At 69.2% G+C, this 23,512-nt stretch carries 24 protein-coding genes; 5 read left to right on the top strand and 19 right to left on the bottom strand.

Annotation, left to right across the window (positions count from 1 at the left end; genetic code table 11):
* Window positions 1-43 precede the first annotated feature (43 nt).
* From pspA to pgsA, 3 genes are all read right to left on the bottom strand, one after another.
* Window positions 44-853, bottom strand: a complete 810-nt coding sequence (gene pspA / locus ACKOB8_RS12720) for a phage shock protein PspA (protein ID WP_526377763.1) — start codon at window positions 851-853, stop codon at window positions 44-46.
* Between the two features lie 101 nt (window positions 854-954).
* Window positions 955-1,239, bottom strand: coding sequence for a helix-turn-helix domain-containing protein (locus ACKOB8_RS12715; protein WP_526377761.1), 285 nt, complete (start codon window positions 1,237-1,239; stop codon window positions 955-957).
* A gap of 72 nt (window positions 1,240-1,311) precedes the next feature.
* The gene (gene pgsA, locus ACKOB8_RS12710; RefSeq protein ID WP_526377759.1) at window positions 1,312-1,908 is read right to left on the bottom strand and encodes a CDP-diacylglycerol--glycerol-3-phosphate 3-phosphatidyltransferase; all 597 of its coding nucleotides are present in this window, start codon (window positions 1,906-1,908) and stop codon (window positions 1,312-1,314) included.
* Window positions 1,909-1,963: 55 nt separating this feature from the next.
* On the opposite strand from pgsA, the gene ACKOB8_RS12705 reads away from it, so the two are divergent.
* Complete coding sequence (locus tag ACKOB8_RS12705; RefSeq protein WP_526377757.1) at window positions 1,964-2,470, top strand: amino-acid N-acetyltransferase; 507 nt, start codon at window positions 1,964-1,966, stop codon at window positions 2,468-2,470.
* A 7-nt stretch (window positions 2,471-2,477) separates the two neighbouring features.
* Here the strand turns inward: ACKOB8_RS12705 and ACKOB8_RS12700 are convergent, their stop codons facing one another.
* Both ACKOB8_RS12700 and ACKOB8_RS12695 read right to left on the bottom strand, forming a co-directional pair.
* Window positions 2,478-5,027, bottom strand: a complete 2,550-nt coding sequence (locus ACKOB8_RS12700; RefSeq protein ID WP_526377755.1) for a DNA translocase FtsK 4TM domain-containing protein — start codon at window positions 5,025-5,027, stop codon at window positions 2,478-2,480.
* A 79-nt stretch (window positions 5,028-5,106) separates the two neighbouring features.
* Window positions 5,107-5,589 (bottom strand): acyl-CoA thioesterase, encoded by a 483-nt coding sequence (locus tag ACKOB8_RS12695; RefSeq protein WP_526377753.1) that lies wholly within the window; start codon window positions 5,587-5,589, stop codon window positions 5,107-5,109.
* A 61-nt stretch (window positions 5,590-5,650) separates the two neighbouring features.
* Here ACKOB8_RS12695 and ACKOB8_RS12690 point away from each other — a divergent pair, with 61 nt between their 5' ends.
* Window positions 5,651-5,962 (top strand): putative quinol monooxygenase, encoded by a 312-nt coding sequence (locus tag ACKOB8_RS12690; protein ID WP_526377751.1) that lies wholly within the window; start codon window positions 5,651-5,653, stop codon window positions 5,960-5,962.
* Here the strand turns inward: ACKOB8_RS12690 and ACKOB8_RS12685 are convergent.
* The 6 genes from ACKOB8_RS12685 to ACKOB8_RS12660 all read right to left on the bottom strand — a co-directional run bounded on the left by ACKOB8_RS12685 (window position 5,959) and on the right by ACKOB8_RS12660 (window position 11,926).
* The gene (locus tag ACKOB8_RS12685; protein WP_526377749.1) at window positions 5,959-7,641 is read right to left on the bottom strand and encodes a ribonuclease J; all 1,683 of its coding nucleotides are present in this window, start codon (window positions 7,639-7,641) and stop codon (window positions 5,959-5,961) included. The two genes, ACKOB8_RS12690 and ACKOB8_RS12685, sit on opposite strands and share 4 nt — an antisense overlap.
* Complete coding sequence (gene dapA, locus ACKOB8_RS12680; protein ID WP_526377747.1) at window positions 7,638-8,540, bottom strand: 4-hydroxy-tetrahydrodipicolinate synthase; 903 nt, start codon at window positions 8,538-8,540, stop codon at window positions 7,638-7,640. The genes ACKOB8_RS12685 and dapA overlap by 4 nt, the downstream gene beginning before the upstream one ends.
* 25 nt (window positions 8,541-8,565) lie before the next feature.
* Window positions 8,566-9,324: an FAD-dependent thymidylate synthase gene (gene thyX / locus ACKOB8_RS12675; RefSeq protein WP_526377745.1), complete on the bottom strand. Its 759-nt coding sequence runs from the start codon at window positions 9,322-9,324 to the stop codon at window positions 8,566-8,568.
* Between the two features lie 84 nt (window positions 9,325-9,408).
* Entirely contained in the window at window positions 9,409-10,626 is a 1,218-nt protein-coding gene (locus ACKOB8_RS12670; protein ID WP_526377743.1) for a winged helix-turn-helix domain-containing protein, read from the bottom strand.
* Window positions 10,623-11,105: a dihydrofolate reductase gene (locus ACKOB8_RS12665; protein WP_526377741.1), complete on the bottom strand. Its 483-nt coding sequence runs from the start codon at window positions 11,103-11,105 to the stop codon at window positions 10,623-10,625. The genes ACKOB8_RS12670 and ACKOB8_RS12665 overlap by 4 nt, the downstream gene beginning before the upstream one ends.
* Window positions 11,106-11,113: 8 nt before the next feature.
* On the bottom strand, window positions 11,114-11,926 hold the full coding sequence (locus ACKOB8_RS12660) for a thymidylate synthase (protein ID WP_526377739.1): 813 nt from the start codon (window positions 11,924-11,926) through the stop codon (window positions 11,114-11,116).
* 42 nt (window positions 11,927-11,968) lie between these two features.
* Between ACKOB8_RS12660 and ACKOB8_RS12655 the strand changes: the two genes are divergently transcribed.
* Window positions 11,969-12,709 (top strand): dienelactone hydrolase family protein, encoded by a 741-nt coding sequence (locus tag ACKOB8_RS12655; protein WP_526377737.1) that lies wholly within the window; start codon window positions 11,969-11,971, stop codon window positions 12,707-12,709.
* Here ACKOB8_RS12655 and ACKOB8_RS12650 read toward each other — a convergent pair.
* From ACKOB8_RS12650 to aldR, 5 genes are read right to left on the bottom strand one after another with little or no spacing between them, the layout of a single operon-like run.
* The gene (locus ACKOB8_RS12650) at window positions 12,694-13,158 is read right to left on the bottom strand and encodes a hypothetical protein (RefSeq protein ID WP_526377735.1); all 465 of its coding nucleotides are present in this window, start codon (window positions 13,156-13,158) and stop codon (window positions 12,694-12,696) included. The genes ACKOB8_RS12655 and ACKOB8_RS12650 overlap by 16 nt on opposite strands.
* A 34-nt stretch (window positions 13,159-13,192) precedes the next feature.
* Entirely contained in the window at window positions 13,193-13,651 is a 459-nt protein-coding gene (locus ACKOB8_RS12645) for a flavodoxin family protein (protein ID WP_526377733.1), read from the bottom strand.
* The gene (locus tag ACKOB8_RS12640) at window positions 13,648-14,106 is read right to left on the bottom strand and encodes a hypothetical protein (RefSeq protein WP_526377731.1); all 459 of its coding nucleotides are present in this window, start codon (window positions 14,104-14,106) and stop codon (window positions 13,648-13,650) included. The genes ACKOB8_RS12645 and ACKOB8_RS12640 overlap by 4 nt, the downstream gene beginning before the upstream one ends.
* Window positions 14,103-14,837, bottom strand: coding sequence for a 4-hydroxy-tetrahydrodipicolinate reductase (gene dapB / locus ACKOB8_RS12635; RefSeq protein ID WP_526377826.1), 735 nt, complete (start codon window positions 14,835-14,837; stop codon window positions 14,103-14,105). The genes ACKOB8_RS12640 and dapB overlap by 4 nt, the downstream gene beginning before the upstream one ends.
* A gap of 36 nt (window positions 14,838-14,873) precedes the next feature.
* Complete coding sequence (gene aldR, locus ACKOB8_RS12630) at window positions 14,874-15,389, bottom strand: HTH-type transcriptional regulator AldR (RefSeq protein ID WP_526377729.1); 516 nt, start codon at window positions 15,387-15,389, stop codon at window positions 14,874-14,876.
* A 93-nt stretch (window positions 15,390-15,482) separates the two neighbouring features.
* Here aldR and ald point away from each other — a divergent pair, with 93 nt between their 5' ends.
* Both ald and ACKOB8_RS12620 read left to right on the top strand, forming a co-directional pair.
* On the top strand, window positions 15,483-16,598 hold the full coding sequence (gene ald / locus ACKOB8_RS12625; RefSeq protein ID WP_526377727.1) for an alanine dehydrogenase: 1,116 nt from the start codon (window positions 15,483-15,485) through the stop codon (window positions 16,596-16,598).
* Between the two features lie 37 nt (window positions 16,599-16,635).
* Window positions 16,636-19,395 carry an Ig-like domain-containing protein gene (locus ACKOB8_RS12620; RefSeq protein ID WP_526377725.1) on the top strand — a complete coding sequence of 920 codons (2,760 nt, stop codon included), beginning with the start codon at window positions 16,636-16,638 and terminating at the stop codon, window positions 19,393-19,395.
* On the opposite strand, the gene ACKOB8_RS12615 is transcribed toward ACKOB8_RS12620, so the two are convergent.
* The 3 genes from ACKOB8_RS12615 to rpsO all read right to left on the bottom strand — a co-directional run bounded on the left by ACKOB8_RS12615 (window position 19,385) and on the right by rpsO (window position 23,475).
* The gene (locus tag ACKOB8_RS12615) at window positions 19,385-20,734 is read right to left on the bottom strand and encodes a M16 family metallopeptidase (protein ID WP_526377723.1); all 1,350 of its coding nucleotides are present in this window, start codon (window positions 20,732-20,734) and stop codon (window positions 19,385-19,387) included. The genes ACKOB8_RS12620 and ACKOB8_RS12615 overlap by 11 nt on opposite strands.
* Complete coding sequence (locus tag ACKOB8_RS12610) at window positions 20,712-22,949, bottom strand: polyribonucleotide nucleotidyltransferase (protein ID WP_526377721.1); 2,238 nt, start codon at window positions 22,947-22,949, stop codon at window positions 20,712-20,714. Before ACKOB8_RS12610 ends, ACKOB8_RS12615 begins: the two co-directional genes overlap by 23 nt.
* Before the next feature lie 256 nt (window positions 22,950-23,205).
* Window positions 23,206-23,475, bottom strand: a complete 270-nt coding sequence (gene rpsO, locus ACKOB8_RS12605; RefSeq protein ID WP_526377719.1) for a 30S ribosomal protein S15 — start codon at window positions 23,473-23,475, stop codon at window positions 23,206-23,208.
* Window positions 23,476-23,512 lie beyond the last annotated feature (37 nt).

The raw sequence follows: 23,512 nt of genomic DNA, 5'->3' as shown, positions 1-23,512 counted from the left end.
GGGACCGGCCCGGTCGAGCGCTCACCTTCGTCCCCCTGCCGGACTACTGGCCGAGCGGCTGCTCGGGCTCGGGCCTACTGGCCGGGGTGGCCGGTGTCGTCGGAGCGGCCGCGCCGCCCGCCGGCAGCGCCTCGCCCCGCATGGACGCCCGGATCTGCTCGAGCCGGGAGTGGCCGGCCATCTGCACGCTGGCCTGTTGCACTTCCATCATCCGGCCCTGGACCGAGTTCTGCGCCAGTTCGGTGGCGCCCATCGCGTTGGCGTAGCGCCGCTCGATCTTCTCGCGGACCTCATCGAGGTTGGGCGTGGTGCCCGGCGCGGCGATCTCGCTCATCGACCGCAGCGAGGCGCTGACCTGCTCCTGCATCTTGGCCTGCTCGAGTTGGCTGAGCAGCTTGGTGCGTTCGGCGATCTTCTGCTGGAGCACCATCGCGTTCTGCTCGACCGCCTTCTTGGCCTGCTGGGCGGCGCCGAGGGCCTGATCGTGCAGGGCCTTGAGGTCCTCGACGCTCTGCTCTGCGGTGACCAGTTGGGCGGCGAAGGCCTCGGCGGCGTTGGTGTACTCGGTCGCCTTGGTGGCATCGCCGGCCGCGGTGGCCTGGTCGGCCAGGGTCAGCGCCTGTCGGACGTTGGCCTGCAGCTTCTCGATGTCGGCCAGCTGGCGGTTGAGCCGCATCTCCAGCTGGCGCTGGTTGCCGATGACCTGGGCGGCCTGCTGGGTCAGGGCCTGGTGCTGGCGCTGGGCGTCCTCGATGGCCTGCTGGATCTGCACTTTGGGGTCGGCGTACTCATCGACCTTCGAGCTGAACAGCGCCATCAGGTACTTCCACGCCTTGACGAACGGATTGGCCATCTGCTTGCCCCGCCTTCGAGTCGAGTGCCGTCTTGAAGTCCGCTTTGGATTCGTGCCCCAATTTATCGGTTCCGGGGCCCCACCACAGCCGGTCGACCGGCTCAGGCGACGGCTACGGCAGCCGGATGGACGATCACCCGGCCGTCACGCTCGCGAAGCGCCATCTGGGTGCTTGCCTCGGACAGCACCCGTGACATGGGGACATCCAGCGCGAAACAGATGGAGCTGAGCAGCTCACTGGACGCCTCCTTGCGGCCGCGCTCCACCTCGGAGAGGTAGCCCAGGCTGACCCGTGCGGAGTCGGAGACCTCCCGCAGGGTGCGCCCCTGGGACGTGCGCGCACGACGCAGCGTGTCGCCGATCACTTCCCGCAGCAAAATCGTCATGAGATCGGTTCCTCCTTTGAGAGGCCAACGCCGCGACCCGGGATTTGGTTCCCGCCGGTGCTCTCCCGGTGCCTACCAGGTCCCCCGCGCCCCCCTGACGGCGGAGATCAGGTAGTCGAGGCCGGTGAGGACGGTCAGCGCGATGGCCACGCCCATGGCCGTCCAGGCCACCACCGGCCAGGGGCCGGGCCAGTCGTACAGCGGCAGGATGAACAGCCCGATGGCGATCGACTGCGCGAGGGTCTTGAGCTTGCCGCCCCGGCTGGCCGGGATCACCCCCCGGCTGAGCACGGCGAATCGCAGCAGGGTCACCCCCAGTTCGCGGACCAGGATGACCACCGTCACCCACCACGGCAGATCGCCCAGCATCGACAGGCCGATCAGCGCCGCGCCGATGAGCATCTTGTCGGCGATCGGATCGGCCAGTTTGCCGAACTCGGTGACCAGCCCGTAGCTGCGGGCAAGCTTGCCGTCCAGCCGGTCGGTGATCACCGCGACGGCGAACACGACGAACGCGGTCACCCGGCTGCCGGTCTGGTGACCGTCGCCGGCGAACAGGAACAGCAGGAAGACCGGGACCAGGACCAGCCGCAGCCCGGTGAGCGCGTTGGCGATATTGGCCACCCCCACGCGAGGCACCTGGGGCGAGGGAGGGGGTTGGCCCGGCACGGCGATCAGGATATCGGCAGGCCCGCGGCCGCGGCGGCGGCGATAGGGTTGCGCCGTGAACGGTGTGCCCGGCCTGGTCATCCGGCGCGCCCGCACGTCGGACGTGCCGGAGATCAAGCGGCTGGTGGACACCTATGCCGGCCGGATCCTGCTGGAGAAGAACCTCGTGACGCTCTACGAGGCGATCCAGGAGTTCTGGGTGGCCGAGCTCGACGACGGCGTCGTCGGCTGCGGCGCCCTGCACGTGCTGTGGTCCGACCTCGGCGAGGTGCGCACCGTCGCGGTCGACCCGCGGGTCAAGGGCCGCGGCATCGGGCACGCGCTGGTCGACCGGTTGCTGGAGGTCGCCCGCGAACTGAACCTGCAGCGGCTGTTCGTGCTGACCTTCGAGACCGAGTTCTTCGGCCGGCACGGATTCGCCGAGATCGACGGCACCCCGGTCACCGCCGAGGTCTACGAGGAGATGTGCCGCTCCTACGACATCGGCGTGGCGGAGTTCCTCGATCTGAGCTACGTCAAGCCGAACATCCTCGGCAACACCCGCATGCTGCTGGTGCTCTGAGCCGGCGTCAGCCGGCGCCGCGGATCGCCGCCAGCGTCGCGGCCAGTTCGTCCGGCTTGACCAGGACATCGCGGGCCTTGGAGCCCTCCGAGGGCCCCACGATGCCGCGGGTCTCCATCAGGTCCATCAGCCGGCCCGCCTTGGCGAACCCGACGCGCAGCTTGCGCTGAAGCATCGAGGTGGAGCCGAACTGGCTGGACACCACGAGTTCGACGGCTTGCAGGAACAGGTCCATGTCGTCGCCGATGTCCGGGTCGAGCTCGGCGCGCTCGCCGCTGGTCTTCGCGGTGGTGACGCCCTCGGTGTACTCCGGGGAGGCCTGGTCCTTGCAGGCCGCGACCACGGCGTGGATCTCGTCGTCGGTGATGAAGGCACCCTGCAGCCGGATCGTCTTGTTGGAACCCATCGGCAGGAACAGCGCATCGCCCATCCCGATCAGCTTCTCCGCGCCCGGCTGGTCGAGGATGACCCGGCTGTCGGTCAGCGACGACGTCGCGAACGCCAGCCGGGACGGCACGTTGGTCTTGATCAGGCCGGTGACCACGTCCACCGAGGGGCGCTGGGTGGCCAGCACCAGGTGGATGCCCGCCGCGCGGGCCTTCTGGGTGATCCGCACGATGGCGTCCTCGACATCGCGCGGTGCGGTCATCATCAGGTCGGCCAGCTCGTCGACGATCGCGACGATGTAGGGATAGGGCCGGTACTCGCGCTCGCTGCCCAGCGGCGTGGTGATGGCACCGGAGCGCAGCTTGGCGTTGAAGTCGTCGATGTGGCGCACCCGGGAGGCCTGCATGTCCTGGTAGCGCTGCTCCATCTCCTCCACCAGCCACGTCAGCGCCGCCGCGGCCTTCTTCGGCTGGGTGATGATCGGGGTGATCAGGTGCGGAATGCCCTCGTACGGGGTCAGTTCCACCATCTTGGGGTCGATGAGGATCATCCGCACCTCGTCGGGGGTCGCCCGGGCCAGCAGCGAGATCAGCATCGAGTTCACGAAGCTGGACTTGCCCGACCCGGTGGAGCCGGCCACGAGCAGATGCGGCATCTTGGCCAGATTCGCCGAGATGAAGTCGCCCTCGATGTCCTTGCCCAGTCCGATCACCAGGGGATGGTGGTCGCGGCGGGTGGACGGCGCGGTCAGCACGTCGGCCAGGCGCACCATCTCCCGGTCGGTGTTGGGCACCTCGATTCCGACGGCGGACTTGCCCGGGATCGGCGCGAGCATGCGCACGCTCTCGGTCGCGACGGCGTAGGCGATGTTGCGCTGCAGGGCGGTGATCTTCTCCACCTTCACCCCGGGGCCCAGTTCCACCTCGTACCGGGTGACGGTCGGCCCGCGGGTGCACCCGGTCACCGCGGCGTCGACCTTGAACTGCCCGAGCACCGTTGAGATCGCCTCCACCATCTGGTCGTTGGCAGAGCTTCGCCGCTTCGGCGGGTCACCCACGATGAGCAGATCCAGCGGGGGCAGCGAGTAGGAGCCGTCGACACTGCGCTCGACCGGCTTCGCCGTGCGACCGGGTGCCGCGCGGCGTTTGCGCCGCGGCGCGCCCGGAATCGGACCCGGAATCGGATCGGTGGCGACGACGGCAGGGTCGAGTGGGTAGTTGTCGAACGGCGTGCCACCGGGTCGCGGCGCGCCCGGCCAGGCCGCCGGTTCGTCGGCGCTGTAACGCGGATCGTCGTAGTACCCGTCGGCGAAGTCGTCGGCGGGTGCGGCCGGGTCCGGGTCGGCACCCTGCGCATACCCGGTACCGCCGGCCCCGTCGGCCCCGTCGGCACCGTCGGCACCGTCGGCACCGTCGGCGTAATCGGCGTATCTCCGGTAGCGCGTGCCGAAGACGCGGTAGAGCGTCGCGGGCAGATCACGGATCGTGGTGCCGGTGACCAGCAGGACCCCGAAGGCGACCGCGAGGATCAGCAGCGGTGTGGCGATCCAGGCCGTCAGCCCGTCCGACAGCGGTCCGCCGATGACGAAACCGGCGAATCCGCCGGCCCGTGCGCGACCGGCGGGGTCGGCGGGCGACCCCGACCACAGGTGCCAGAGCCCCAGTACCGGCAGGCCGACCATCGCGGTGCCCAGCACGAGGCGGGGGCGGGACTGCGCGTTGGGTTCGGTGCGCATCAGTATCACCGCGACCGCGGCGATCACCAGGGGCAGCACCAGGACGCCGCCGCCGATCAGCCCCCGCAGTGACGAGTCGATCCAGGCGCCGACCGGTCTCGCGGCGTCGAGCCAGCAGGCTCCGGCGATGACGACGGCCAGCGCCAGCAGCCCCAGGGCGACGCCGTCCCGGCGGTGGCCCGGCTCCAGATCGCGGGCCCGGCCCACCGATCGGGCCGTGGATCCGGCGCTGCGGGCCAACAGCAGCCAGGTCGACCGGGCGGTTTTGGCGCCGGCGGCCGCCGCGGCGGCGAAGGTGGAGTTGGCCGGGGTCTTGGCCGGACTGCGCCGCTTCGCGGTCCGGCTGCTCTTTGCGGGGCCCTTCGCGGGGCTCTTTGCTGGGCTTTTTGCCCTGGTCGTACGCGCGCTTGAGCGAGCGGCCACCTTGTTCGCCATGGCGGCAAGGTTAATCGCATCCGCCCCATTGGCACCATAGGCAACACCGGTCGCCCGGCGCGCCGTTGCCAGAACGCAATCAATCCGAGAACGCGGCCCGCAGGGCGGCACGGCGCGCCGCGGCCGCCTCGTAGCGCTCGCGCTCGGCGGGCGTGGTCGGGGTCAACGGCGGTACCGGCACCGGAGCTCCGGTGTCGTCGACGGCCACCATCGTGAAGTAGGAACTGTTGGTGTGCCGGTGTGTGCCGTCCCGGATGTTCTCGGTGTCGACCCGGATGCCCACCTCCAGTGACGTCCGTCCGGTGTAGTTGACCGACGCCGAAAACGACACCAGTTCCCCCACTTTGATGGCGTCCCGGAAGAGCACCCGGTCCACCGACAGGGTGACGACGTAGGTGCCGGCGTAGCGGCTGGCGCACGAGTAGGCCACCTGGTCGAGCATTTTCAGCAGCGTGCCTCCGTGTACGTTGCCGGAGAAGTTGGCCATGTCCGGCGTCATCAGCACGGTCATGAACAATGACGTGCGGGCCGGATCCCGGTTGTTGTCATCCTCGGACTGCATGGTGCCCATCATGGCCTACCGTTGAGCCGGTACACAGGACCACTGGCGCAAGGAGCTGCCGATGCCCGTCGTGGTGATCGCTTCGTTCACCGTCAAGCCGGAGTCGCTGGAGACGGTCGAAGCCGCCTGCGTCAAGGCGGTTGCCGCGGTCCACGACGAACCCGGCTGCCAGCTGTACTCCCTGCACCGCACCGACAACGCGCTGGTGTTCATCGAGCAGTGGGCTGACGCCGACGCGCTGACCGCGCACAGCCGGGCCCCGGCCGTGGCGGAGCTGTTCGCCGCCATCGGCGGGCACCTCGACGGCACTCCGGAGATCCGGATGCTCGAACCCATCCCGGCCGGTGACCCGGCCAAGGGCCGGCTGCTCTAGACCTCGAGCACGGTCGGCACGATCATCGGCTGCCGCCGGTAGGTCTCTCCGACCCACTTGCCGACCGCGCGCCGCACCGCCTGGGCGATCCGCACCGGATCGGTGATCTGCTCGGCGGCCAGGGACTCCAATTCCTGCTCGACCTTGCGCAGCGCGGGTTCGAGGGCCTTGGGATCGTCGGAGAAGCCGCGCGAGTGCAGATGCGGCGGCGCGGCCACCCGCCCGGTGCCCCGGCGGACCACGACGGTGACGGCGACGAAACCCGAACTGAGGACCAGCCGTTCGCCGAGTGTGGAGTCTCCGACGTCGCCGACGATGAGTCCGTCGACGAACATCTTGCCCACCGGTACCGCACCCGAGATGACCGCCTTTCCGGCCATCAGGTCCACACTCACGCCGTTCTCGGCGAGCAGCACGCTCTCCTGCGGCACGCCGGAGCGCATCGCCAGCTTCGAGTTGGCCCGCAGATGCCGCCAGGTGCCGTGCACGGGCATCACGTTCTTCGGCCGGACCCCGTTGTAGAGGAAAAGCAGCTCCCCGGCATAGGCGTGACCGGAAACATGCACGCGCACCTGCTGGTTGGTCACCACCCGGGCCCCGACCTTCGAGAGCGCGTCGATGACCCCGTAGACGGCCTCCTCGTTTCCGGGAATCAGTGAGGACGACAGGATGATCAGGTCGTCCGGGGTGATGCTGATGCTGCGATGTTCACCTCGGGCCATCCGTGACAACGCCGACAGCGGCTCGCCCTGGGTTCCGGTGGTGATCAGCACCAGCCGATCGGGGGCCATCTTCTCGGCGGCCGCGATGTCGATGACGTCTCTCGGGTCGACCCGCAGGAATCCGAGCTCTCGGGCGATCGCGATGTTGCGCACCATCGAGCGGCCCACGAAGGACACCCGGCGGCCCAAAGCGACTGCCGCATCGACGATCTGCTGGACGCGGTCGATGTTGGAGGAGAAGCACGCGACGATGACCCGCTGGCCGTCAGCGCCGCGGATGAGCCTGTGCAGATTGGGTCCGATCTCGCTCTCCGACGGACCCACTCCGGGGATTTCCGCGTTCGTCGAGTCGCACAGGAACAGGTCCACCCCGGCGTCACCCAGCCGCGACATGCCGGGCAGGTCGGTCGGGCGGCCGTCGAGCGGAAGCTGGTCGAGCTTGATGTCTCCGGTGTGCAGAACCGTGCCGGCGCCGGTGTGAATGGCGACGGCCAGCGCGTCGGGGATGGAGTGGTTGACGGCGAAGTACTGGCACTCGAACGCCCCGTGCGTGCTGCGCTGACCCTCGGCGACTTCGACGAACCGGGGATTGATCCGGTGTTCGCGGCACTTGGCCGCCACCAGGGCCAGGGTGAATCGCGATCCGACCACCGGGATGTCCGCGCGCAGTTTGAGCAGGAACGGAATCGCCCCGATGTGGTCCTCGTGGGCGTGGGTCAGCACCAGCGCCTCGACGTCGTCGAGTCGGTCGGAGATGTGTCGCAGGTCCGGCAGGATCAGATCGACACCCGGCTCGTCGTGGCCGGGGAAGAGAACTCCGCAGTCGACGATGAGCAGCCGGCCGAGGTGCTCGAAAACGGTCATGTTCCGGCCGATTTCGCCGACTCCGCCCAAAGCGGTCACCCGCAACGCGCCGAGCGCGAGCGGAGCAGGCGCGTCGAGCTGGTGGTGCGTCATCGCAGCACGGCCGACGCCCGCAGGTCGGCCGCGAGTTCGTCGAGTTGCTCACCGGTGACCGGCATCTGCGGCAGCCGGGGATCACCGACCTCGAACCCCTGCAGCCGCAGCCCGGCCTTGGCGAAGGTGACCCCGCCCAGTCGCTCCTGGGCGGCGTTGAGCGGGCTGAGCCCCAGACTGATCTTGCGGGCGGTCGCAAGGTCGCCCGAGGTGAAGGCGACCAGCATGTCGCGCAGCTGACCGGCGGCCAGATGGCCCCAGACGCTGATGAATCCGGTTGCCCCCACCGCCAGCCACGGGAGGTTGAGCGCATCGTCGCCGGAGTAGTACGCCAGTCCGGTCTCGGCCATCACCTGTGCGGCGCCGTGCAGATCGCCCTTGGCATCCTTGACCGCCACGATGTTGGGGTGGCGCGCCAGGGTGCGGAGGCTGTCCCAGGCGATCGGCACCACCGAGCGCGGCGGGATGTCGTAGAGCACCACCGGCAGCGCGGTTGCGTCGGCGACCGCGTTGAAGTGCGCCACCAGTCCGCTCTGCGGCGGGCGGGAGTAATAGGGAGTCACCACCAGTAAGCCGTGGGCGCCCTCGGCCGCGCAGGCGGAGGCCATCCGCACGCTGTGCGCGGTGTCGTAGGTGCCCGCGCCGGCGATGACACGGGCCCGGTCGCCGACGGCCTGCAGAACCGCCCCGAGCAGCGCGAGCTTCTCGGTGTCGGTCGTGGTCGGCGACTCCCCGGTGGTCCCCGACAGCACCAGCCCGTCACAGCCGGCGTCGACCAAATGCCCGGCCAACCGGGCAGCCGCGGCGAGGTCGAGCGTGCCGTCCGCCGTGAAGGGGGTGACCATCGCGGTCAGCACCGATCCCAGTCGGGCGCCCGCGTCGAAGCCGCTGCCGCTCACGGGCTCTTAGGTTACCCGCCCAGCGCTAGGTCTCCGTAGCGAGCGGGCTGGTCGCCACCTCGCTGCCGTCCTGCAGGACGGTGATCTGGAAGTCGGCGAACACCGCCGGGGCGACCGCGCTGAGTTCCCGCAGACAGGCGACGGCCAGCCGGCGGATCTCGGTGTCGGCGTGCTCGCTGGCGCGCACGGCGATGAAGTGCCGCCAGGCCCGGTAGTTTCCCGTCACCACGATGCGGGTCTCGGTGTCGTTGGGCAGCACGGCACGGGCTGCCTGGCGGGCCTGCTTGCGTCGCAGCACGGCCGGGCCGGCGGACTGGCCGGTGAACTTGGCTTCGAGCTTGGCCAGCAGTTCCAGGTAGGTCGTCCGGCTGGCGTCGGCGGCCGCGAGCAGGATGTCCCGCAACTCGGGATCGTCGTCGATCCCCGGCGGCACCACGATCCGCGCGTCGTTCTCGGGCACGTAGCGCTGGGACAGCTGGGAATAGGAGAAGTGCCGGTGGCGGATCAGTTCGTGCGTACACGACCGCGACACCCCGGTGATGTAGAGCGAGACGGTCGCGTGCTCGAGTACCGAGAGGTGTCCGACCTCGATGATGTGAGACAGGTAGGCGGCGTTGGTCGCGGTGCGCGGATTGGGTTTGGACCAACTCTGGTAGCACGCCCGGCCGGCGAACTCGAGGAGTGCCTGGCCGCCGTCGGCGTCGGTCTCCCAGGGCACGTCCGGCGGTGCGAGGAACTCGGTCCGGGCGATGAGGTGAACCTGCAGCGGGGCGCTCTGAGCCACCCGGCTACCTTAATGCCGGCCCCGGTTCGGCCACCGGTCGCTCAGCGGCGATGGCCCAGGCGCTCCGGGACCGGGATCTGTTGATCACCGCGCCGCAACGCTGGCGCGAAGCTCCCGGTAAAGATCGCCGCGTTCCTCGACCACCACGTCGTCCAGCCCCAGCCAGCCGGCCATGGCGGCCAGCTCGCTTCCCAGCGCGGCAGCCACCTCGGCCCTGTCCCGGCCGGGCTCGGCGAACGCGCCGGGAACGCGCAAGACACCGGATGTCCGGTCGGCCTTGAGGTCGACGCGCGCGACGAGCTCGCCGTCGTGCAGGAACGGCCACACGTAGTAGCCGAACCTGCGCTTGGCCGCCGGGGTGTAGATCTCGATGCGGTAGTCGAACCCGAACAGCCGACGAACCCGGGGCCGACAGAAGATCAGCGGGTCGAACGGGCAGAGCAACGCGGTGCCCCGGTCGGCGCGGGGCACCGGCTGTCCCGCCCGCAGGTAGGCCGGTGCCGACCAGCCGGCCACCTGCACCGGGTTCAGCTCGCCCGCACCGACCAGGGCCGCCAGCGCGGCGGAGGTCTGCGCCGGGCGCAGCCGGTAGTAGTCGCGGATGTCGGCTTCGGTGGCGACTCCCAGCGCGGTGGCGGCCCGCAGGGCCAGTTCACGCACGGCTTCAGCCTCATCGACACGGCGGGCCAGAACCTCGGCGGGCAGGACGCGCTCGGCGAGGTCGTAGTGACGCGCGAACCCGGCCCGGTGCGCGGTGGCCAGCACCCCGGCGGCGAACAGCGCCTCGGCAACCCACTTGGTCTCGCTGCGGTTCCACCACACGCCCCGCCCGCGGCGCGACCCTGCATCCAGATGCGCCTCGATCTGCCCGGCCGTTGACGGCCCGAGTTCGGCAACCGCCGCCAGCACGGCATCGACGAGCCGCGGGTTGCCCCGCACGGTCTCCACTGCCCAGCGGCCGTGGACGTACTCGCGCATCCGCCAACGCAGCAGCGGCCAGTCCGCGACGGCCATCAGCGCGGCCTCGTGCGCCCAGTACTCGATCAGCAACCGGGGCGCACGGGCGCTGTGCGCCCAGGCCGCGGCGTCGAGGATGCCTCGGTCGTAGGGTCCCAGACGGCTGAACACCGGCGCGTAGTGGGCGCGGACCGCCACCGACACCGAGTCCAACTGCAGCACCCCGATCCGGCCGATCAACCGGCGCAGATCCGCCCTGCTCACCGGCCGGGAGGGTCGCGCCGCGGCGAAACCCTGGGCGGCGACGGCGATCCGGCGGGCCTGGACGGCGGTCAGCCGGGTCATGCCCGACGGTAGCTGTGAAAGCGGTAGCGCAGCCCGGACCGGCCCTCGCACCAGGGACCCGAGGTCCCGATCCACGACTCGTCCAGGACAGGGGCCAGCACGTCCTCGTCCTGCAGGTGCAGGTCGATCTGCACCTCGGTCACTTCGCAGCGCGTCGCGGTAGGCATCGCCAGGTGGTAGACCTCGGCCCCGCCGGCGACCCAGACCGGCCGGTCGGCAAGCGCGACGTCCAGGGAATCGACCACCTCCGCGCCGTCGGCGCGATAGCCGGGGGCGCGGGAGAGCACGACATTGCGCCGGCCCGGCAGCGGGCGGACCCGCGGCGGCAGCGACTCCCAGGTCCGCCGGCCCATCACGACCGTATGCCCCAGGGTGATGGCCTTGAACCGGGCCAGGTCCTCGGGCAGCTGCCACGGGATACCACCGTCGCGCCCGATCACCCCGGAGGTGGACTGGGCCCAGATCAGGCCGACCGTCATGGAACTCCCTAGACGGCGACAGGCGCCTTGATCGCCGGATGCGGATTGTAGTTTCGTACCTCGACATCTTCGAAGACATAGTCGAAGATCGAGTCACGCTGTGCCAGAACAAGTTCCGGGTACGGTCGGGGTTCGCGGCGGAGCTGCTCGGTGACCTGCTCACGGTGATTGTCGTAGATGTGGCAGTCGCCGCCGGTCCAGACGAATTCCCCGACAGCGAGGCCGGCTTGGGCGGCCATCATGTGGGTGAGCAGCGCGTAGCTGGCGATGTTGAAGGGCACCCCGAGGAACATGTCCGCGCTGCGCTGGTAGAGCTGGCAGCTCAGCCGCCCGTCGGCGACGTAGAACTGGAAGAACGCGTGGCAGGGCGCCAGCGCCATCCGGTCCAGTTCGCCGACGTTCCACGCCGAGACGATGATGCGCCGCGAGTCCGGGTCGGTGCGCAGCAACTCCAGAGCGGCGCTGATCTGATCGACGTGCTCGCCGGAGGGGGTGGGCCAGGATCGCCACTGCACCCCGTAGATGGGGCCGAGATCGCCGGTGGGAGAGGCCCATTCGTCCCAGATGCTCACGCCGTGGCGTTGCAGCCACTCGACGTTGGAGTCGCCGCGCAAAAACCACAGCAGTTCGTAGACCACCGACTTCAGGTGCACCTTCTTAGTGGTGATCAGCGGGAACCCGGCTGAGAGGTCGTAGCGCATCTGGTGCCCGAACAGGCTGCGCGTCCCGGTTCCGGTGCGGTCGGATTTCGGGGTGCCCCGCTCCAGCACGAGTCGCAGCAGGTCCTCGTAGGGCGTGGGGACGGAGCCGGCAGGGGGCACGCCGATCAGCTTACGACCGCGGGTTCGGGTAGAAACGACGCCATGCCCACCCTCGCCGACGCGATCACCTCCCCCGAGGGCCGCTGTCCGGTCCTCCTGGCACTGCCGGAGGGTCCCGGACCCTGGCCGGGCGTGGTCATGTATCCCGACGCCGGGGGTGCCCGACCGGCGATCACGCGCATGGCCAACAGGCTGGCCGCGCTGGGATACGCGGTTCTGGTGCCCGACGTCTACTACCGGGAGGGCGACTGGGCCCCGTTCGACATGGCGGGAGTGTTCGCCGACGATGCCGAGCGCGCCCGGCTGTTCCGGATGATGAAGGCGATCACGCCGGCGGTGATGGACACCGACGCCCGGGTCTTCTTCGACTACCTGACGGGCCGTCCCGAGGTCGCCGGCGAGCGGTTCGGGCTCACCGGGTACTGCATGGGCGGCCGGACCTCGCTGGTGGTCGCCGGCCGGGTCCCGCACCGGGTCGCGGCGGCGATGTCCTTCCACGGCGGCGGCCTGGTCACCGACGACGCGGACAGCCCGCACCTGCTGGCCGGCCAGATGCAGGCGGCGATCTACGTCGGAGCGGCCGAGAACGACCCCTCCTACACTCCTGATCAGTCCGGGATTCTCGACGCCGCTCTCACCGCCGCGGGTGTCGAGCATGTCATCGAGTGGTATCCGGCGGCGCACGGTTTCGCAGTGCCCGACAACGCGCCCTACGACCCGCAAGCGGCCGAACGGCATTGGCGCGCGACCGAGGATTTCCTGGCCGCTCACCTCTCGGGCTGAGGCCCCGTTCGGCTTCTGCGCGCCCGCAGTGCGCGGATCACCCCGCGCGAGGCGTACAGCCCGACGACGGCGGTCAACGCGATCAGGAAAACGAACATCACCAGCCAGTTGGAGCGACTGTGCGGGATGTTCCACCAGATGACGGTGAACAGCACCGCGCAGATGAACAGCACCGCGTCACGCCAGTTGCCCTGATACGAGGCGGCGATCTCACGCAGTTGGCGGCTCTTTTCGGTGCCGTCGATGAGGTCCCGGATCCGCCGGTCGATGCTGGCCTTGAGCGCAGCACGCAGCTCCACGTCCTCGGCGGGAAGCATGTCGAGCATCTCCAGGTCCGAGGTGATCATGCCGCGGAAGTCGGGCGGCTTGAGGTTGCCGGCCACCACGCCCAGCAGCGCTCCGCCCGCGATCGGCGCGGCTCCCAGCGCGAGATCGGCCAACCCTGTCATGACACCGCAGCCTTCACTGTCGACTCCCTCTTTCTCACGACTCCGCCATCAGGTGCGCGGCCAGGGTCGCGCCGAGGTTACGGCACGACTCGATGTCGGCAGCGTCCGGCTTTCCAGACACCACGACCGTCTCGGCGACCCGCTGCCAGCCGAGTCCGGTGGTGATCGCGGCGAGCCCGCGCTCGGCCCCCTCGGTGCCTTCGTTGCCGTGGATGTAGACCCCGAAGGGCCGCCCGCGGCTGCTGTCCAGCAGGGGGTAGTAGGCGCAGTCGAACGCGTGCTTCAACGCGCCGCTGAGGTAGCCGAGGTTCGCCGGGGTTCCCAGCAGATAACCGTCGGCCCCCAGCATCTCAGCCGGTGAGACGTTCAGAGCGGCCCGGCGCAGGACGTCGACACCCACGATCTCCGGATCGGTCGCTCCGGCGACCACCGCCTCGAACATTTCCTGGCAGTACGGCGACGGGGTGTGGTGCACGATCAGCAGCGTGGTCATCGGGGGCCCTCCGCGGCCTGCAGGCCTACGGCGGTGCGCATGGCTTCGCGCGCGCGCCGGCGATCGCCGGCGTGGTCATAGGCGCGGGCCAGCCGGTACCAGCGCCGCCAGTTGCCCGGATCGGCGTCCAGTTCGGCGCGGACCGATTCGAACAGCGCGTCGGCGGCGGCGCGATCGATGCGACCCGAGGGCATCCGCGGCAGGCCGGTGACGTCGAGTTCGGCACCCTCCTCGGCGGCCAGCCGGGCCAGCCGCTGATACCCCAGCCCCGCACGCAGGGTCGCGATCACAGCCCAGCACCCCACGACCGGCAGGATCAGCACGCCCACCCCGAGCCCCACCGCAGCGGGGCTGCCGGTCGACATCAGCGCGACTGCGGTACGCGCCAGCATCGCGAAGTAGAACAGCAGCGCCAGGCACAGAAAGGCGATCAGCAGCGGGACGCGGGAAATCACAGGTCCAGCAGCGGTTCGAGACCCAGCGTCAAGCCGGGCCGCCGCGCGATTTCGCGGACCGCGAGCAGCACCCCGGGCGCAAAGCAGGTCCGGTCCAGGCTGTCGTGCCGGATGGTCAGGGTCTCCCCCTGGGTTCCGAACAGCACCTCCTGGTGTGCCACCAGGCCGGTCAGCCGGACCGAGTGCACGGGTATGCCGTCCACGTCGGCCCCGCGCGCTCCCGGCAACCCGGTGCTGGTGGCATCCGGGTTGGGCGGCAGATGCTCTCGGGCCCGCGCGATCAGCTCGGCTGTCCGGGTCGCGGTGCCCGAGGGCGCGTCGGCCTTCTGCGGGTGATGCAGTTCGATCACTTCGGCCGAGGCGAAGTAGGGCGCGGCCTTCTGGGCGAAGTACATTGACAGCACCGCGCCGATCGCGAAGTTCGGCGCGATCAGCACCCCGGTCGCGGGTGCGGCGGCCAGCCAGGTGCGGATCTGATCCAGGCGTCCTTCGGTGAAGCCGGTGGTGCCGACGACCGCGTGAATGCCGTTGTCGATGAGGAACTTCAGGTTGTCCATGACGACGTCGGGGTGGGTGAAGTCGATGACGACGCCGGTCGCGGTATCGGTGAACAACGAGAGCGGGTCGCCGGCATCGACCTGGGCACTCAGGCTCATGTCGTCGGTTTCACGCACCGCGGTGCTCATCGCGGCGCCGACCTTTCCCTTGGCGCCCAGGACACCGACGCGGATGGGTGCGAGCATGGCCATGAGGGTAGTCGCGAGTCCTTACAGTGGCGATGCGCCGCGCAGGTGCTCGAAGATCAGCGAGGTCTGGGTTCCGGCAACGTCGGCGTCGGCGTTGAGATTGTCGACGACGAACGACCGCAGGTCATCGGTGTCGCGCGCGGCCACGTGCAGGATGAAGTCGTCCGCACCGGCGAGGAAGTACACGTCGATCACCTGCGGCTTGCGCCGGATGTGCTGCAGGAAGGTACGGATCTTGCCGCGGGCACCGGACTGCAGGCTGACCGACACCATCGCCTGCAGGGGCAGTCCGATCGAGGCCGGGTCGATGTCGGCGTGGAACCCGCGGATGACGCCCATCTCCTGCAACCGGCGCACCCGGCCGTGGCACGTGGACGCGGCGATGCCGACGGCGTCGGCCAGGGCACTGTTGGAGATCCGGGCATCGCCATGCAGGACCGCCAGCAGCCGCCGGTCGACATCGTCGAGGTCAGCGGGCCGAACATCCTTCGGCGAGACCGGCAGGCGACCGGGCCTTGCCGTATTTCTTTCGGCCATGGTTCAACCATATCGAATTTTCATCACTCCGATTGCCCTCTGGCTGACAGTTCTTCACACTTAGGTATCCACTGAAGTAAACGAGGAGCGATCGTGCGCGTCGGCGTCCCCACCGAAATCAAGAACAACGAGTACCGCGTCGCCATCACCCCCGCCGGGGTGGCCGAGCTGGTGCACCACGGCCATGAGGTGATGGTCCAGTCCGGGGCGGGCGAGGGCTCGGCCATTCACGACGGCGACTTCTCCTCTGCCGGGGCGAAGATCGTCGGGACCGCCGACGAGGTGTGGGAACAGGCCGATCTGCTGCTCAAGGTCAAGGAGCCCATCGAACCGGAGTACGGCCGGCTGCGCCGGGGCCAGGTGCTGTTCACCTACCTGCACCTGGCGGCCTCCCGTCCCTGCACCGATGCGCTGCTGGCTTCGGGAATCACCTCGATCGCGTACGAGACGGTCCAGACGGCCGATGGCGCGCTTCCGCTGCTGGCGCCGATGAGCGAGGTCGCCGGGCGCCTCTCGGCACACGTCGGCGCCTACCACCTGATGCGCACGCAGGGCGGGCGCGGCGTGCTGATGGGCGGCGTTCCCGGCGTGGCCCCGGCCGTGGTCGTCGTGATCGGCGGCGGGATGGCCGGCGACAACGCGGCCGCCGTCGCGTGGGGTATGGGCGCGCACGTCACGGTGTTCGACCTGAACATCAACACCTTGCGCAAGGTCGACGCGGAGTACGGCGGGGCCATCGAGACCCGCTACTCCTCGCGGTTGGACCTGGAGAACGCCGTGAAGCAGGCCGATCTGGTGATCGGCGCGGTGCTGGTGCCCGGTGCCAAGGCGCCCAAACTGGTCACCAATGCCACTGTCGCGCAGATGAAACCGGGTGCCGTGCTGGTCGACATCGCCATCGACCAGGGTGGTTGCTTCGAGGATTCCCGGCCGACCACTCACGACGACCCGATCTTCACGGTCCACGACACGGTGTTCTACTGCGTGGCCAACATGCCGGGCGCGGTTCCCCGGACGTCGACCTACGCGCTGACCAACGCGACGATGCCCTATGTGATCACGCTGGCCGACAAGGGCTGGCAGGGCGCCTGCTCCGAGGACCCGGCCCTGGCAAAGGGTCTGTCCACGCATGACGGCCAGCTGCTCAACGAGCACGTCGCCGAGGACCTCGGGCTCGCGTTCACCAACCCCGCCGGACTGCTCAACTAAGGCACATCACCGAGTTCATCCAGTAAGTTCTCCCTCGGTGGGACTTACCTGGGGTGCCAAGATCGGCGCGAGCGCTGCCGCTCTCGGGCTGTCGCTGTTCGTGATCGGGGCGGCGGACGTCGCGAGCGCCGACGTTGACGCGGGCGACGGCGGCTCTGCGCCGGTTTCCGCAGGTCCCGCGCGGCCGGGTGCGCCACGTGCGGCCGACCGGCCGGGCCGGGCGCAGCGGGCGGCCACCTCCCCGGCATCTCGTACCGTGCCAGTTTCGCGGCCCCGGCCCGACGCGGTTTTTGACCGGCTGTCCCGACGGCCTGCCGGCCCGTCGGCCGACGTGCTCGCCGGGGCCCTGAACCTGGCGCGGCGCGGCCTTCGCGCGGACGTCACCCGTCCGGCCCCGGTGCTCAGAGCCACGGTTGCGGTGGCGCCGCCATCGGTCACCCGCGCGGTGGCCAACCCCGTGGCCAACCCCGTCGCCAGCCTGGCCGAGGACCTTCGCGTCTGGGTCGATACCTTCGCCAACCTCTACCAGTGGTGGAGTGGCAGCCCGCTGCCGGCGCCGCTTCGCCGGGTCTTCTTCCCCAGCACGCCGGTAGCCGCCCCGATGCAGATCGAACTCGACCTCGCCGTCGGCTCGACCAGCGGACCGATCCCCTTCAGCGCCGTCGACGCCGACGGCAAAAGGCTGACCTACTCGGTACCCGGCAGCGGCATGCCCGGCGGTCCCGGCCGCGGAACCGTCGTGGTCGACAACACGACCGGCACGTTCACCTACAGCCCGACCGAGGATTACACCGGCACGGACACGTTCTCCTTCATCGCCAGCGACGACACCACACCGCACGTGCACCTGTGGGACGGGTTCCTCGACGCCGCATTCGGTGTGCTCAACACCAGCCTCGACGGCGGGCACCGGGTCACCGCGACGGCGACCGTGTTCAACAACGTCGACATCAGGCCCGATCCCGGTACCGCCGCCTACACCGACATCACCGGTGAGTTCAGTGTTCTGACCTACAACGTCTCCGGGCAGCCCGGACCGCTGTACCGGATACCGAACACCGTCGAAATCGGTTCGCGAATCAACGCTTTCGATATCGTCAACGTCCAGCAGGACGTCGCCTATCACCCATTTCTGGTCGCCGAGACGGCCTTCCCCGATCGAACGCCTCCGGCGGTGCCCACCTGGCTGTGGCCGGCCGGGCTGCCCTTCTCCGACGGATTGAACTCCTTCTCCGGGTACTACATCGAAGGCCTCAATCGTCAGGCCTGGAACACCCGGCCCGACCTGTTCTATCCCGGTGGGTTCAGCTACTCCCGCCAGCACATCCCCGGCGGTTCGTCGATCGACGTGTACAACCTGGACGCCAGCGGCGGTGATCTCACCAACGCCGAGATCGCCCAGCTTTCCGACTTCATCGCGCGCAACTCGGTCGGCCGCGCGGTCATCGTGGCCGGCGACTTCGCGCAGCTGTACTCCGACCCGGGACAGACACTCACACAGTTCGCGGCGGCCAACGGGCTCACCGACGCCTGGGTGGAACTCGAGTACGGGGGCTTCGTACCGGCCGACGCGCCGCAGTGCGCCTATGCCGACGACTGCGAACAGCCCGACAAGATCTTCTACCGCGACGCCGCGCCCCTGGACCCTGCGGACCCGGCCACGAGCCCGGTGCTGCTCGATGCGCTCGGCTACACCAACGAGGGCCGCCGGTTCCTCAACGCCTCCGGCGAGGACCTGTCGGGCCAGCGGCCGCAATCGGTCTCCTTCGGCTACTCCGTCGACGCCCTCGGCCCGATGACCGTCGACCCCGCCACCTGGATGGCGGACCTGCCGGCGCTGTCACATCTGCCGCTGACCCAGTTGCCGATCCCGGGTACCCACGACTCCGGCAGCTACGCCGTCACGGCCCGCTCGGAGTGGGCGCTGACCGGCAAGAGCCAATTCGGGATACTCACCGAGCTGCCCGGGTTCCTGCAGGATCTGATCGTCAAGCCGATCGCCGCGGCGTGGGGCAAGACCCAGAACAACGACCTCTACGGCCAGTTGAGCTCCGGGATCCGCTACCTCGACCTTCGGCTGACCAACGAACCCGACGGCCAGGTCTACTTCGAACACGGCCTGCGCTCGGCACTGGCCAGCGTCGGGATCGGGGACATCGGAGCCTTCGCCAACGAACACCCGAAGGAACTGCTCGTCGTCTACGTCCAGGGCATCAACAACTTCACCGCCCAGACCCACGCGGAGGTCGTCGCCGAGATGAAGGCCGCCTTCGGCTCGCGGATGGTCCCGAGCTCGATCGGAACCTCCGCGACGCTCGCCGATCTGTGGGCGATCGACAAGAACGTCATCGTCGTCTACAACAACGCCGCCGTCGTCGCCGCCGACCCCCTGCTGTGGCCGGACGCCACGATTTACCGTCCGTACGTCGGCGTCCAGTCGGCCCCCGCCCTGCTGGACCGCGACGAGGGGAATCTGGCGACCCGTCCGCCCGGGACGATCTGGGGGATGTTCGGCGAGAACACATTCAACGCGGTCAGCCTCGCCACCGGCCTTCTCACGCTCGGCCCGGGCTCCAACGAGCAGATGGCCGCCAGTGTCATCCTGCTGGCCGGGTATCCGTTCGCCATCTACTCGCCGCTTCAGCAGTGGATCCGCACCAATTTCAAGCCATCGGTGAACCTTGTCACCGCGGATTGGTATCAGAGCTACTGGCCTGCCGGCACCACCTTTGTCCGCGACACCATCGGCGCGGTCTACGAGACCCTGGGATCGCGGCTGCAGCCGATCAGCGTGTGAGGGCGGCAAGCCGGGACGGCAGCGCGCGCGTGGATCGGTACGGACCGAGCACCGCCGCGCCGAAGGATCCGCGCAAAACCTTGCGGGCCACCGCGTTGACCTCGTCCACGGTGACGGAGTCGATGCGCCGCAGGGTGTCGGCGATGCTGCGGTATCGGCCGTTGTTCAGTTCACTGCGGCCCAGCCGGTTCATCCGGGAGGCCGAATCCTCCAGACCGAGCACCATTCCCCCGCGCAGCGCACCCTTGGCGATGCGGCACTCGGCGTCGCTGATGCCGTCGCGGGCCACGGACTCCAGAATCTCGGCGGTGAGCCGGACGACCTCATCGAAACGCTCCGGCTGGCATCCGGCGTACACCGAGAACGCCCCGCTGTCGGAGAAGGTGTCGACCGCGGAGTAGACCGAGTAGGCCAGGCCCCGGGATTCCCGGATCTCCTGGAACAGTCGCGAGCTCAGGCCGCCGCCGATCGCGGTGTGCAGCACGCTCAGCGCCCAGCGGTGCGACCACGTCCGGCCGGGCGCACGCACCCCCAGCGTCAGATGGGTCTGTTCGCAGTCCCGCTTGACCAGCGCCAGGCCGGGGCGCCCGGGCACCCGGCCCGTGCCCTTGCGCGGCGGCTGCGGCTTTCTGCCCCGGGTCAGCCGGGCACCGAAGGACTCGCGGGCCAACGCGACCACCCGGTCGTGATCGACATTGCCCGCGACTGCCAGCACCATCCGTTCGGGCACATAGCGGCGGGTGTGGAAGGAGTGCAGTTGTTTTCGCGTCATCGCCGACACCGACTCCACGCTGCCGATCACCGACCGTCCGAGCGGGTGGTCACCGAACATCGTGGCGAGGAACACGTCACCGATGGTGTCTTCGGGGTCGTCGTCGCGCATCGCGATCTCCTCCAGCACGACGTCGCGTTCGAGTTCGACGTCTGCGGATTCGCACACTCCGTTGAGGACGACATCGGCGACCAGGTCGACCGCCAGCTCCAGATCCTCATCGAGGACATGGGCGTAGTAGCAGGTGTGCTCCCGGGCGGTGAAGGCGTTCAGCTCACCGCCGACAGCATCGACCGCGCGCGCGATGTCGACCGAACTACGCGTCGGAGTGCCCTTGAACAGCAGATGTTCCAGGAAGTGTGCGGCCCCCGCCACACCACGGCTCTCGTCACGCGAGCCGACGTTGACCCACACCCCGACGGAGGCCGACCGCGAGGACGGCACGTATTCGGTGACGACCCGCAGCCCGCCCGGCAGCACGGTGCGGGACACCGCACTCTGTCCGGCCGATGGGCGGCGGCGCCGGCCCCCGTGGAGTCCCGGTCTAGCTGCTGGCCGTCGCGACATCGGCGGACGGCGCGGGTGCTTCGGCGGGTGCCTCTTCGTCGACGAGTATCAGCGAGATCTTGCCGCGATTGTCGATGTCGGCGATCTCGACCCGCAACTTGTCGCCCAGCTTGACCACATCCTCGACCTTGGCGATCCGCTTGCCCCGGCCCAGCTTCGAGATATGGACCAGTCCGTCCCGGCCGGGCAGCAGGGACACGAACGCGCCGAAATCGGTGGTCTTGACGACGGTCCCGAGGAACCGCTCACCGATCTTGGGCAGCTGCGGATTGGCGATCGCGTTGATCCGGTCGATCGCGGCCTGTGCTGACGGACCGTCGACCGCACCGACGAAGACGGTGCCGTCGTCCTCGATGGAGATCTGCGCGCCGGTTTCCTCGGTGATGGCGTTGATGATCTTGCCCTTGGGCCCGATGATCTCGCCGATCTTGTCGATCGGCACCTTGATGGTGGTGACCCGGGGGGCGTAGGGGCTCATCTCGTCGGGACGATCGATTGCCTCGGCCATCACCTCGAGGATCGCCAGCCGCGCTTCCTTGGCTTGCGCCAAGGCGCCGGCGAGCACGCTCGAGGGAATCCCGTCGAGCTTGGTGTCCAGCTGGAGCGCGGTGACGAACTCCTTGGTGCCCGCCACTTTGAAGTCCATGTCCCCGAACGCGTCTTCCGCGCCGAGGATGTCGGTCAGTGCGACGAAGCGCTTCTGACCGTCGACCTCGTCGGAGACCAACCCCATCGCGATGCCCGCGACCGGGGCCTTCAGCGGTACCCCGGCGTTGAGCAGCGCCAGCGTCGAGGCGCACACCGAACCCATCGAGGTCGATCCGTTGGAGCTCAGCGCCTCCGACACCTGCCGGATCGCGTAGGGGAACTGCTCCACGCTGGGCAGGACCGGGACCAGCGCCCGCTCGGCGAGTGCGCCGTGGCCGATCTCGCGCCGCTTGGGCGAGCCGACCCGTCCGGTCTCCCCGGTGGAGTAGGGCGGGAAGTTGTAATGGTGCATGTAGCGCTTGCTCGTCTCCGGCCCCAGCGAGTCGATCTGCTGGGCCATCTTGACCATGTCCAGCGTCGTGACACCCAGGATCTGGGTCTCGCCGCGCTCGAAGAGTGCACTTCCGTGAGCCCGCGGGACGACCGCGACCTCCGCACTCAACGCCCGGATGTCGGTGATCCCGCGGCCGTCGATGCGGAAATGATCGGTCAGGATGCGCTGGCGCACGAGTTTCTTGGTCAGCGAACGGAATGCCGCGCCGACCTCCTTCTCGCGGCCGGCATAGGTCTCGGCCAGCCGGTCGAGCACGTCGGCCTTGATCTCGTCGGTGCGATCGTTGCGCTCCTGCTTCCCGGCGATGGTCAGCGCCTCGGACAGCGAGCCGGACGCCACCTCGACGACTGAGGCGAACACGTCATCGCCGTAGTCGGGGAACAGCGGATAGTCGGCCGTCTCCTTGGCGGCGCGGTCAGCCAGCTCACGCTGCGCCGCGCAGAGCGTCGCGATAAAGGGCTTGGCGGCCTCCAGGCCTTCGGCGACAATGGCCTCGGTGGGCGCCTGGGCACCACCGGCCACCAGCTCCACCACCTTCTCGGTGGCTTCGGCCTCGACCATCATGATCGCGACGTCGCCGTCCGGCAGGGTCCGCCCGGCCACCACCATGTCGAATACCGCGTCCTCAAGCTGCTCGACGGTGGGGAAGGCCACCCACCGGCCGCTGATCAGCGCGACCCGTACCGCCCCGACCGGTCCGGAGAACGGCAACCCGGCCAGCTGGGTCGACGCCGAGGCGGCGTTGATGGCGAGCACGTCGTAGAGGTCGTTGGGGTCGCGGCTCATCACCGTGACGACCACCTGGATCTCGTTGCGCAGGCCGTCGACGAACGACGGACGCAGCGGGCGGTCAATCAGCCGACAGGTCAGGATGGCGTCGGTGGAGGGGCGTCCCTCCCGGCGGAAGAACGAGCCGGGAATGCGCCCGGCCGCATACATCCGCTCCTCGACATCGACCGTGAGCGGGAAGAAGTCGAAGTGCTCCTTGGGGGTCTTGCCGGCGGTTGTCGCCGACAGGACCATGGTCTCCTCGTCGAGGTAGGCGACAACCGAACCCGCCGCCTGCCGGGCCATCCGGCCGGTCTCGAACCGCAGGGTGCGGGTGCCGAAGCTCCCGTTGTCGATGGTGGCGGTCGATTCGAACACGCCTTCGTCAATTTCAGCTACAGACATGAGCGTCCGTGCAGCCTTTCGTTTCACTGTTCAATTGCGCGTCTCCGCTGCAGCCACGGCCTGCCCGCAACGCGGCCGTCGATCGAAGCTGCCGGGCCTGGGTTTATCCAGCCCGGCAGCCACTACCGAAGACCGCCGAACGGCAGCCTCGCTGGGGAGACGCGGGAACGGCGCGCGCGAGTCGCGCGGGCCACACCCGCTGTGCGGGCCGACTGGCGGCCCCCACGGTTTCCGATGCTACCCGGTGCGCCGCCGGTCAGCGGCGCAGGCCCAGTCGGTCGATCAGCGAGCGGTAGCGCTCGACGTCGACCTGGGCAACGTACTTGAGCAACCGCCGGCGGCGGCCCACCAGCAGCAACAGACCGCGCCGCGAGTGGTGATCGTGCTTGTGCGCCTTGAGGTGCTCGGTGAGGTCGGCGATCCGCTTGGTCAGCAGCGCGACCTGGGCCTCCGGCGAACCGGTGTCGGTCTCGTGCAGGCCGTAGGAGCCCAGGATTTCCTTCTTCTGCTCGGCAGTCAACGCCACAGGGAGTAACTCCATCATTCGGTCCGCGGGGTGAACA

The sequence above is a fragment of the Mycobacterium sp. genome (genome assembly GCF_046091765.1).
Taxonomy (GTDB): Bacteria; Actinomycetota; Actinomycetes; order Mycobacteriales; family Mycobacteriaceae; genus Mycobacterium.
This window is presented reverse-complemented; position numbering and strand designations above follow the sequence as displayed.